An 11,341-nucleotide genomic window follows, 5' to 3' on the forward strand; every position below is an offset into this window, starting at 1 on the left:
AATCCTATCTGTCGCAGAGCAGGTCGCGTCCCCGGGGAGCCGGGTGTGAAGCTGAGCGGTAGCCCAGCCGACAGCAGGTTTACCTGCGTTGTCGAGAGCGGCATGACCGCGGTATGCGTACCCGCGATGGCCGGTGCGCCGTCTGCTTGCCATGGATGGGGCGTCCGGTGCCGCTCCGTGCAGGATCCGAAGGGGTGAACCTTCCCAAACAGGGCAGAGCGCCGCTGGTGAGGAGCACTGCATGCGGGCAAGGGGGCAGCCTCCCCTCCCTCGCGCGTCGCAGCATGCGCCGACGGGATGCCGGCCCGGGACTAAGACTGGACTGTTTCGTCCACTTCACTTAGGCTGAAACACGCTGTGCCAGAGCCGGGGCAGGGGGCCTTTACGCCGACTCGGTCAAGGCTGGGCCTCTTCACGGCGGCCGCCGATCGACTTCTGGCAACTTTCCCACTATGGGGCCTTCGTGACGGACTGGAGGGCTGAGATGCCTGACGTTATATTTTCAGACGCGGAATCGTCCGTGGCGGTGAGCAACAACGAGAAGGAGCATCGCTACGAGATATCCGTAGCCGGTGAGACGGCTGGCCACATGGGTTATCGGGAAATTGGCGATCGACGCGTATTGATGCACACGGTCATCTACGACACATTCCGAGGGCGCGGTCTCTCCAACGTCCTCATCAAGAGCACCTTGGACTTTCTGCGCATCCGCGGAAACACCATTTCAAATTACTGTCCAGTCGTCGACAGGTTCATACACAAGAATCCCGAATACATCAGTCTGGTCGACGCGAAACATTCAGGCACCTGGGTCTCGCCTTCATCGAGCTGACCGAGTCGGCCGCCAACGCCGAGGACCCGACTCAGTCCACGACGTAGGAGCGTACGTAGTTCAACGCCATCTGCATGGAGACGCGCATCGGCTCAACGTCCTGCGCGGTCTGAGCCAGCAAGTAGCCGCCCTGCAAGGCAGCCATGACAGCAGTGGCGAGCTGCTGCGGATCTGCCTCTTCACGCAGCGAGCCGTTCTCCTGCATACGCTTCAAGCCTGCCGAGATGAGCTGCTGCCACTCAGCGAACGTCTCGGCAAGCTTGCTCCTCGACGTCGGGTCCTGCGCCGCCCGCGCGCTGACCAGCGAGCCCAACGCGCACCCGTAGGCACCGTTCTGCAAAGAGTTGAGATGGATGACCTTGTCGCTCCATCGCTCGAGCGCGCGAATGGAATTCATCCGCTCCAGCATTTGGCGGTCACGGTTCAGGACTTGATCGGCCCGCAGCTCGATGACACTGTGGACAAGTTCGTCTTTGTCCGCGAAGTGGCGATAAAGCTGAGATTTGCTCGTCCCGCTTGTCGCTCGTACGTCGTCGAGTGAGACCGAGTTGACGCCCCTCACATAGAAAAGGTCGGCAGCGGCCTGAACAATGCGGTCGCGGGTGACAGCCCCACGTGGGGTCAGGCGCCGCTCCTGCCTAGGAGCATCATCTACGGACATGTGCCCGATATTACTACGCGCGATCATCGGGTCTGCGGAAGAGTCTGAGAGCGCTGCCGACCCGCGCTTGGGGGTACCAGTCGGCTGCTCCGTGCCCACCGGAGCGTCGAGCGCATGAGGTGCGGCCTTCGCAGGTGCGCGTGACTTGCGTGACTTGCCTGTCACATGGACCACCTCTGCCTCTCACTGGATGCGAACCGGGGAACGCTCGAATGTGGGCCCGACTTCCCCTCACGATGACTTCTGGGCAGCAGCCCGCGCCGACACGCATCAGGTCCCCGTGGGCACGGTGAGGACCCCGACGATGGCGACATTCACAGGCGTCACTCCATGGACTACATGGTCCTCTCGTTTGCGTTATAACGGAAGAGGACGGCGGGCTCCACGTCTTATGGAGTTGATAACCGACGATTATCGCTGGCGTTCTGAGTGGAGTGACAATTCTTTTAGCAGTGGTCGAGAGGCTGCGCAGTCCAACCGGCGGCTGTTGCTCCGCACCAACGAGTGCGCGTCCAGACCGCTCGGCCACGACACCCATCGGAACAGTACGACTCTGTTCCGTAATCAACGCTAGCGCTGTGTGGTCACTGGAAAAGGTGCGATGGCGGAGCAGGGGCGAACTCGGCCCGACATGGAAGGCCGCCACAAGCCCATCAGCAGCATTCTCCGGTCGGCGGCCAGCCGAAACGCACCACCACTCACGCAGGCACCACCTGGAATAGGAGCATCACTGATGCGCGCAGCACTCATGTACGGCGCCGGCGACGTCCGCGTCGAGAACGTGCCCGATTCCGTCATCAAGAACCCGACCGACGCCCTGGTGCGGATCACCGCATCCTGTGTCTGCGGCACGGACCTGTGGCCGTACGCCTCGCTGAAGCCCGAGGACGGTCCCGCACGGATGGGCCACGAGTTCATCGGCATCGTTGAAGACACCGGCTCGGAGGTGACCACCATCGAGCGCGGCGACATGGTCGTTTCCCCCTGGAGTATCTCCGACAACACGTGCGAGTTCTGCCGTGAGGGCCTGCACAGCTCCTGTGTCCACCCACAGGCGAACTTCTGGGACGGTGAGGCGGACGAGGGCGCTCAGGCCGAAGCCATCCGCGTCCCTCTGGCCGACGGCACTCTCGTCAAGCTCCCCGTCACCGCGGACTCGGCGCTCATTCCCTCCCTGCTGACGCTCTCCGACGTCCTCTGTACCGGCTACCACGCTGCCGTGTCAGGCGGAGTCAACGAGCGCACCCGCGTCACGGTGATCGGCGACGGGGCCGTCGGCCTGATGGCGGTCCTGTCCTGCAAACGGCTGGGTGCCGAACAGATCGTCCTCATGGGCCGCCATCAGGCGCGCACCGACCTTGGCCGCGAGTTCGGCGCCACCGATGTCGTCCCCGCCCGCGGCGAGGAAGGCGCCGAAACTGTCCGCGAGCTCACTGGCGGCTACGGTCCGCACGCGGTCCTGGAGGCCGTCGGCACCAGGCCCGCCTACGATCAAGCCCTCGCCGTCATCCGGCCAGGCGGAGTCATCAGCCGGGTTGGCGCCCCTCAGTACGAGGAAGCACCCATTGGCATCGGCAGCCTCTTCCGCCACAACATCCGCCTGGCCGGCGGCCCCTCACCGGCCCGCGCCTACATCGAAGGACTGCTGCCCGACGTCCTGAGCGGCACCATTGAGCCCGGGAAGGTCTTCGACGCCACCACCGACCTCGACGGCGTCCCGACCGGCTACCAGGACATGGCGGACCGCAGGAGCCTGAAGGTGCTCATCAAGCCCTGACCCCGGACACGCGTGGGGGGCGGCGCAGTCCCCACCCCACCTGCTGCGAGTCGAGCCCTCGCAGGATTCCGTGTCGGCCCCGGTGGCCAGCCGCCCGCGCGTCGGCGCCGCATGGTACGCAGCCGCGGGCAGGCCGGCCGCGGAGACCGATGGAGCGCGAGTGCGATCCGCCGGCTGCCTGAGGCACCGTCCGCATGGGCGGCGGGTCGGTCCCCAGGGCTGTCCGTCGTCGCCATCGTCCCGGAGACCCGGCTGCAGGCGCCAGCGGGGCTGGCCCGGCTCCTTGAACGGGACTATCTCGACCAGTCATCGACTTGAGTATGCTGTTAGAGTCCAGATCAGACCAAAGTTGTGGACCATTTAGTTCACTTTAGTTTCGCAGCTGGGCGTGCGTGGCGCGCGGACGATGACGGGATGCAGGGAGTACCCGATGAAGGCGATTGTTGTGACCGATCAGGCCGCGGGAACGGCCGGAATGAGGCTGGCGGAGCGCCCCACGCCCGAGGCGGCGGGGAACGATGTGCTTGTTGAGGTTCATGCGTCCGGATTCACCCCAGGGGAGCTGACGTGGCCTTCGAACTGGACGGACCGCCTGGGCCGCGACCGCACACCGTCGATCCCCGGTCATGAGCTCGCCGGAGTGGTCAGTGCCCTCGGCTATGGCACGACGGGGCTGTCCGTGGGACAGCGAGTCTTCGGCCTCACGGACTGGACCCGCGACGGCACGCTGGCGGAGTATGCGGCCGTCGAAGCGCGCAACCTCGCGCCGCTGCCCGGCGATGTCGACTTCACGGTAGGCGCGAGTCTGCCGATCTCGGGCCTGACGGCGTGGCAGGGCCTGTTCGAGCATGGGCGTCTTCAGCCGGGGCAGAGCGTCCTCGTGCACGGTGCGGCGGGCGGAGTCGGATCGATGGTGACGCAACTGGCGCGCGAGGCGGGTGCTTACGTCATCGGCACCGGACGTGCCGCCGATCGTCAGACGGTGCTCGACTTCGGCGCGACGGAGTTCGTCGACCTGGACAACGACACGCTGGAAGACGCCGGCGGAGTTGATCTGGTCTTCGACGTCATCGGTGGCGACATAGGAAAGCGATCCGCGAGCCTGATTCGAGCCGGAGGAACGTTGGTGACCATCGCCGGCCCGCCGGAGGCGCGACCTGCGGACGGCCTGGCCATCGACTTTGTTGTCGAGTCTGATCGCGCAGCTGCGTGAGGTGGTCCAGCGGGTGCGGGACGGACGGCTGCGTACGCTCATCGGCAACGTCGCGACCCTCGATGATGCGGTCGCGGCTTTCAATCCGACCGAGCGGGTCAGGGGAAAGACCATCATCCGCGTTCGCTGAAGGCTCATCAACCCTCCAAGAGGACGATCTAGTCCACTAGGTGATCGACAGGATTGCCCCGTCATCCAGACGGAGCCAGCACAGATACAGGAACAGCGATGGCCAAGGTGCTGTGGACTGACACGAGCGGCTCGATCAGAGTTTTCAAGGACGAAGACAACAGGTTCTACGAGGTTCAAGAGAACGGCAACTATGCGGGGCTGCTCGCCTACGAGCGCAAGGGCGCTCAGTACAGCCTGACGCACACGTACGTCCAGGAGGGTTACCGTGGCCGCGGCCTGGGGACCGCATTGATCCGCGAGGCGTTGTCCGACCTGGTGAAGGAAGACGCGGCAGTCACCAACCGGTGCCCCGTCGTGGATCGCTACATCGAGAAGCACCCCCAGTTCCGCGAGATCCTCGATCCCGGGTCGGGGGCCGTCAACGATGCCCGCAACTGAGGCGCCCGCCTGCGGCGGAACGAGGTGCGGCGGGGTTCTCTCGCGCTGGGCCTAGCGTCATGCGCAAGCGTGGCCGCCGAAGGCCTCGTCGCCATTTCCGAGCGAGCGGGCAGTGACGGCGGCGAGCGGTGAGCCGAGAGAGGCCGCCGACGAGCCGGTGTCGGTGAGGAAATCACCCATGGCCGGCAAGGCAGGAGATGGAACCGGGTGCCAATGGCATTGATGGCCGGCGCCAACGGTATGCCCCGGACTGCGCCCTCACGCGTCGCCATCGATTCCAAATCTCTCAGAAGGGGCAGAGAATGGCGATCACTAGCGGATCCATAGCACGGGTTCGCATGATCCAGGCCGCTGCAGACCTCTTTTACGTCAAGGGTGTCAACTCGGTGACCCTGGATGACGTGCGAGCGGTGAGCGGGACCAGCAAGTCCCAGTTCTACCGCCATTTCCCAGACAAGGACGAGCTTGTACACAGTGTGATCGAGTTGCGTGCCCAGCAGATTCTCGATCGCGACCGACGGCACCTGGAACAGATGAGCTCCTTCCAGGCCCTGGAACGCTGGAACGATGCGATCATCCGCCTCAACTCTCTCCAGGACGGAGCCTACGGGTGCGCTCTGGGTGCGCTCGTTGGATCCCACGCGCCTCAGGATCCCGCGGCCCGAAACCTGCTCGCTGAGAAGTTCTGCGAATGGCAGGAGTTGATCACGGCAGGCCTGTGCCGGATGCAGGAGAACGGCTCGCTCAAGGAGGAGGCCGATCCTGCAAAGCTCGCTGTGTCCGTGATGGCCGCACTGCAGGGAAGTTACTTGCTCGCCCAGATGACACGCGACGTCGAACCGATGCGCATCGCCATGGATATGGCGCTAGCCCACGTGAAGACGTACACCGTGGGCTGATACGCGGTGCACGAGGCAGCACGAGAACTGCTCGGCCTGGACGTGCGGGCTTGCCGTCCGCCGTCCGGTCCTCCCCCCTCTCTCCCCCCAAGAAGGTCTTGCCGTTTCCTCGCACCATGGACTGATCAGTCCTTCGGGGCGGAGTGCCATAGGAGCGGTGCCGCCACAACCGGGGGGCGGCGCCGACCGGGCAACCGCCCGGCAGACCATAAAGGAGCAATGACATGAGCGACAACGAAGAGCCCTACGACATGGTCGTATTCGGGGCCGGCAGCGCCGGGTACGCAGCCGCATTGCGCGGAGCCCAGCTCGGGCTCAGCGTCGCCCTGGTCGAACGCTACAAGCTCGGGGGCACATGCCTCCACAACGGCTGCATCCCGACCAAAGCCATGCTGCACGCGGCAGAACTGGCCGATCAGGCCCGCCACGCTCGCGACGTGGGGGTGCGCTCGTCTTTTCAAGGCATCGACATGGACGCCCTGCACGCTTACAAGAACAGCGTCGTCTCAAGCCTCTGCAATGGGCTCACCGGCCTTGTCGACGCACGTGGCATCACCTATGTGGAAGGAGAGGGCCGACTGTCATCAGCGACCTCTGTCGATGTCGGAGGCCGCCGACTCACGGGCCGCCACGTCGTACTCGCTACCGGGTCCGTTCCAAGAACCCTGCCCGGACTGGAGATCGACGGACGGCGAGTGATCTCGTCGGACCACGCTCTCACCCTCGACTACGTCCCCAAGTCCGTGATCGTGCTCGGCGGCGGAGTAATCGGCGTCGAGTTCGCCTCCGCGTGGTCGTCGTTCGGAGCCCAGGTCGCCGTTGTCGAGGCCCTGCCACACCTTGTCCCGACGGAGGACGAGACCGTCTCCAGCCGGTTGGAGACGGAGTTCCTCAAGCGGGGTATCACCCTCCACCTCGGTGTCCCCTTCGTCAGCAGCGAGTACACGCAGGACGGCATCCGCGTCCGCCTGGCAGACGGCAAGGCGCTGGAAGCCGACCTCCTGCTCGTGGCCGTCGGACGAGGCCCTGCTTCGCGAGGCCTGGGTTTCGAAGAGGCGGGTGTCGTAATGGACAAGGGCCACGTGCTGGTTGACGAGTACATGCGCACCAACGTCCCCACCGTCTCCGCTATCGGCGACCTGGTCCCCACTCCGCAGCTTGCACACGTCGGCTTCGCCGAGGGCATCCTCGTGGCCGACCGAGTGGCCAAGGGGACCGCTGTGCCGATCGACTACGACGGCGTCCCGCGCGTCACGTTCTCCCGCCCTGAGATCGCGTCGGTCGGCCTGACAGAAGCCAAAGCCAAGCAGGCGTACGGGGCCGAGAACATCGACTTCGTCGTTTACGACCTCGCAACCAACGCTCGTAGCCGCACGTTGAGAACGGAAGGGCACGTCAAGGTCATCCGGAGGAAGGACGGGGCAGTCGTCGGTGTTCACATGATCGGCGACCGGATCAGTGAGCAGATCGGGGAAGCGCAGCTCATCTACAACTGGGAAGCGCGTCCTCAGGACGTTGCCGGCCTCGTCCACGCCTACCCGACACAGGGTGAGGCGCTCGGTGAGGCAGCTCTCGCGCTGACAGGCAAACCGCTGCACTCGCAAGTCTGACCCTGCGAAAGCGCCGCTCGGCGCCCACGCTGCGTAGCAGCCAAGCCCGTCACCGGCCACCGTTCAGTCGTCGTCCCAGCACTGCGCAGGCGCCCGGGCCGGCCGCAGGCCGCCACATCTCGCCAGCCACTGTCACCTCTTTTTCCGAAGAGCTAACCAGTCCATACTCCACGGCGCTGCGCCCAGGCGTTGCGCCTCTGAACTGCGTGTTTCTCGGAAAGTGATCGGCAATTCCAAGGATAAGAGGACTTGACAGTCCCGTTTTGCCTTTGAGAGGCTTGATGAAAGCGCGTCGCAACAGTGGCCTTCGGTCGGAGCAGGAGCTGCCCGGCTTACGCCCAAGCCCGGGCTCCCAAGAGGCCGTGGCGCGCGAAAGCCGTCCGTCTCTTCACCCAGATCGCGACGGCTGCATTCCATAGCGAACGCGAGGCATTCCCCTTTGCGGTGGTCTCCCTGATGGGCTCGTTCGCCGCGTCGACCAGCACCTGATCGACAGACCACAACCGTGCGCGCCGGCACGGCGTACACGGCACCGAAACAACAGCCCACCTGCAGCGACGCCGCAACACGCAGGGAAGGAACAAGAAAGTGAACGACACCAACACCAAGCAGTCCATCGAAGATCTGGCGATCCTCGAGCAGCTCAACAATGACTACGTCCACTCCGACCAGTTCAACGACGTCCAACGCTTCAGCGAGCTGCTCGCCGAGGACTTCGTCGTGCAGACTCCGGGTGTCACGCGCAACCGTGCCGAGTTCCTCGAGTACATCGCCAAGCCGCGGCCCTTCAAGGATCTCGCTGTGCACGACGTCAAGGTCCGCATCCTCAGTGACGTTGCCCTGGTCCACGGCCGCGCCACGTACACCATGCTCGCCGACGGAGCGGCTCAGGAAGCCCTGTACACGGACACCTACCAGAAGCGTGAGGGTGGTTGGGTCTGCGTCTCGGCCTGTGCGATCGCTCCGGGCACCTGACCCGACCACGCGGTCGAGGCTGCTGGTCGCGCCGCAGGCACGGACCATGCCCACAGGCAAGTCACGAGACGGCAATAGGCCGAGACGACGTGACCTCACTCCAGTACTCACCCAAGTCCGTACAGATTACGAACACCACCAGCGGAATCGGCGCCGGTGCGGCCGCCAACGCCGTCGGCCACGCCGGCGCTGTCCGCATGCGAACAGGCCACGACCCCGTAGTCCTCTCGCACACCCGGCCGCAGGCAGACGCACAGCTTCCGAGGACTTCGGTCGGGGAACGAGGCGGGCATTACGCAGCGCGCCGCGCTCGCGCAGACCAGAGCGTTCACGACCGACATCGGGACCTGACTTACCGACTCATGGAAAGGCACTGTTCGATGCAGGACGTGGCACCAGTGATCAACCTGACCCGCCGGGGCAGACCGCTCCACCTGGCATTCTCCTCTGCGGTGGTCTCCCTGGTGGCCTCGTTTGCCGCGTCGGCCGCACCGATCCCCTTGTTCAACACCTACCGGGCCGAGGACGGGTTCACCAACGCCGGCATCTCGCTGGCTGTCGTCAGCAACTCCGTCGGCACCATCGCCGGACTGTTGGTGCTGGGACGACTGTCCAGTCATCTGGGCCGACGGCCCACCGCGATCGCCAGTCTCGGCCTGCTCCTGCTGGGCTGTCTGCTGCTGCTGAACGTGCACGACATCGTGACCCTGCTGTCCGGTCGGCTACTGATGGGTGTCGGTACGGGGGTGGCCAGTAGCAGCCTCACCTCCTACATCGTCGACGCCGCACCCACCAGACCGGAATGGCTGGCCTCCGTCGCCTCCAGCCAGGGACCCATGCTCGGCCTCACCCTGGGCGCCATCGCCTCCGGCGCCCTGGTCCAGTTCGGCCCCTGGCCACGCCACCTCATCTACGTGGCGTGCGCCGGTTTCCTCGTACTGTCTGCCGCACTTGTCGTCATCAGCCCGGAAACCGCGAAGCCGACACCGGGCGCTTGGCAATCACTGCTACCGCGGGTCCGCATACCGGCCCGGGTCAGGCGTCTGCTCCCTGTCGCCGCCGCGGTGTTCCTCGCGACCTGGGCGACAGGGGCTTTCTACCAGGCCTTCATGCCCGCACTGGTCGCAGATCAATTCCACACCCACAGCCCGCTCATCCTCGGACTGTTGTTCGCTTTCTACATGGCCCCCAGCGTTCTCGGCGCTCCCATCGGCGGCCGGTTCACATCCGCGGCGGCCCAACGAATCGGCATGATCATCTTCCTGACCGGATGGATCGGCATCATCACAGCGATCGCCATAGGCACACTGGCGTTGTTCATCGCCGCAACCATCGTCGCCGGCACCGGTCAAGGCATCGCCATCAGCTCCGCCACCCGCGGCCTACTGCACGGCAGCACCCTCGCCGACCGGGCCCCGATCTTCAGCGCCATCTACCTCCTCTGCTACAGCGGAGCCGCCTTCCCCAGCCTCATCTCCGGCCAACTCTCGAACGCCTTCTCGCTACCGCAGATCGCCCTCGGATACGCCGTACTCGCCATCGTCGCCACCCTCTTCAGCGTCCTGGCTGCACGCGACCCGCACACCGACATGTAGACGCATGTCGATGGCCGCACGGATCAGCGCAAGGAGCCAGAACCGGATCGGCGCCCCGCATTGTCTCGACGCGGCGCTCGAGGCGGTCGGCAGGGCCAACGTGTCCCCGGCGTCGTACGCGATTTCTGGGAGACCCAAACGACCTGACGTAGCTGTCCGGCAAGTTGCGGATTGTCGGCCGCGTACCAACAACGGCGCCGTCGCTCGGCCGGCCGAATCGTCACCGCCTTCAAATCGACCGAGGTGACAAAGGTAAGACGGTCAACCAGGTTCGCTAAGGTCGTGGATACAACGGAGACCCCCACTACATCAAAACGGGGACAAGCGAGAACTGTTACCTGACGGAAGGCTGGCGCCATGCGGAGACTGCTCTACGGCATGAACCTGTCCCTCGACGGCTATGTCGCCGCGCCCGGCGACGACCTCAGCTGGAGCGAGCCGAGCGACGAGCTGTTCCAGTGGTGGCTCGACCAGGAGCGGGCGATCAGCCTGTTGCTGTATGGGCGCAAGCTGTGGGAGACCATGAGCGCCTACTGGCCGACCGGCGACCAGCAGCCGGGCGCCACCCCGGCGCAGATCGAGTTCGCGCGGAACTGGCGGGACACGCCGAAGGTGGTGTTGTCCTCGACGGTCGACAAGGTCGACTGGAACACTCGTCTGGTCACCGTCGACGCGGTCGCGGAGATCACTCGGCTCAAGGCCGAGGACGGTGGGCCGATGAGGGTCGGTGGCGCAGCGCTCGCCGGGGCAGCGATGCGGGCCGGGCTGATCGACGAGTACGCGATCGTCACCCATCCGGTCCTGGTGGGTAGCGGCACACCGTTCTTCACCGCGCTGGACAGCTGGACGAAGCTGAACCTGGTGGAGACACGGACGTTTCCCGGCGGCGTGGTCCTGACCAGGTACGAGACGAGGCGCTGAACGCGTTGGTCGAGCGGTGGGACATCGACGACGACCAGCGACGGATCGGGTCACGTCCACATACCGTCGGCGAGTAGTTCGCGGTCGAAGAACAGCCGCTGCGGGTACCGGAGCGGGTGTGGACGCTGCTGCGGGTCACGCTGTACGCGGTCGCCCGTGACGGCGCAGTGCCGGAGCCGGCCTGAGCCGCAGCCGGAGGGGTGTTCCCTCGCGCGCCTGCTCGGCCTCGGATAGGACCTGATCGAACACAAAGCGTTTCGGATCAATATGAGTGCGTGGGCTCGCCCG

General features: G+C 65.2%; 9 protein-coding genes and 1 pseudogene. 9 read left to right on the forward strand and 1 reads right to left on the reverse strand.

All coding sequences use genetic code 11. The features are described 5' to 3' along the window. Window positions 1-526 precede the first annotated feature (526 nt). On the forward strand, window positions 527-832 hold the full coding sequence (locus OG937_38210) for an N-acetyltransferase (protein WUD77128.1): 306 nt from the start codon (window positions 527-529) through the stop codon (window positions 830-832). A 31-nt stretch (window positions 833-863) separates the two neighbouring features. Here the strand turns inward: OG937_38210 and OG937_38215 are convergent, their stop codons facing one another. Beyond that, complete coding sequence (locus OG937_38215; GenBank protein ID WUD77129.1) at window positions 864-1,493, reverse strand: TetR/AcrR family transcriptional regulator; 630 nt, start codon at window positions 1,491-1,493, stop codon at window positions 864-866. A 733-nt stretch (window positions 1,494-2,226) separates the two neighbouring features. Here OG937_38215 and OG937_38220 point away from each other — a divergent pair. The 8 genes and pseudogenes from OG937_38220 (at window position 2,227) to OG937_38255 (ending at window position 11,053) form a co-directional block, all read left to right on the forward strand. Then, window positions 2,227-3,270, forward strand: a complete 1,044-nt coding sequence (locus tag OG937_38220) for an alcohol dehydrogenase catalytic domain-containing protein (GenBank protein WUD77130.1) — start codon at window positions 2,227-2,229, stop codon at window positions 3,268-3,270. Between the two features lie 430 nt (window positions 3,271-3,700). Further along, window positions 3,701-4,613, forward strand: a pseudogene (locus OG937_38225) (NADP-dependent oxidoreductase). A 98-nt stretch (window positions 4,614-4,711) separates the two neighbouring features. Beyond that, a complete protein-coding gene (locus OG937_38230) occupies window positions 4,712-5,053 on the forward strand; it encodes an N-acetyltransferase (GenBank protein WUD77131.1) in 342 nt (113 codons plus the stop codon). Between the two features lie 338 nt (window positions 5,054-5,391). Continuing rightward, window positions 5,392-5,952 carry a TetR/AcrR family transcriptional regulator gene (locus OG937_38235; GenBank protein WUD77132.1) on the forward strand — a complete coding sequence of 187 codons (561 nt, stop codon included), beginning with the start codon at window positions 5,392-5,394 and terminating at the stop codon, window positions 5,950-5,952. Window positions 5,953-6,176: 224 nt separating this feature from the next. Further along, window positions 6,177-7,562: a dihydrolipoyl dehydrogenase gene (gene lpdA / locus OG937_38240; GenBank protein ID WUD77133.1), complete on the forward strand. Its 1,386-nt coding sequence runs from the start codon at window positions 6,177-6,179 to the stop codon at window positions 7,560-7,562. Window positions 7,563-8,150: 588 nt separating this feature from the next. After that, on the forward strand, window positions 8,151-8,537 hold the full coding sequence (locus tag OG937_38245) for a nuclear transport factor 2 family protein (protein WUD77134.1): 387 nt from the start codon (window positions 8,151-8,153) through the stop codon (window positions 8,535-8,537). A gap of 398 nt (window positions 8,538-8,935) precedes the next feature. Then, window positions 8,936-10,132 (forward strand): MFS transporter, encoded by a 1,197-nt coding sequence (locus OG937_38250; protein WUD77135.1) that lies wholly within the window; start codon window positions 8,936-8,938, stop codon window positions 10,130-10,132. Between the two features lie 357 nt (window positions 10,133-10,489). After that, window positions 10,490-11,053 carry a dihydrofolate reductase family protein gene (locus tag OG937_38255; protein ID WUD77136.1) on the forward strand — a complete coding sequence of 188 codons (564 nt, stop codon included), beginning with the start codon at window positions 10,490-10,492 and terminating at the stop codon, window positions 11,051-11,053. The last annotated feature ends 288 nt before the right edge of the window (window positions 11,054-11,341 follow it).

This window comes from Streptomyces sp. NBC_00510 (assembly GCA_036013505.1).
GTDB lineage: Bacteria > Actinomycetota > Actinomycetes > Streptomycetales > Streptomycetaceae > Actinacidiphila.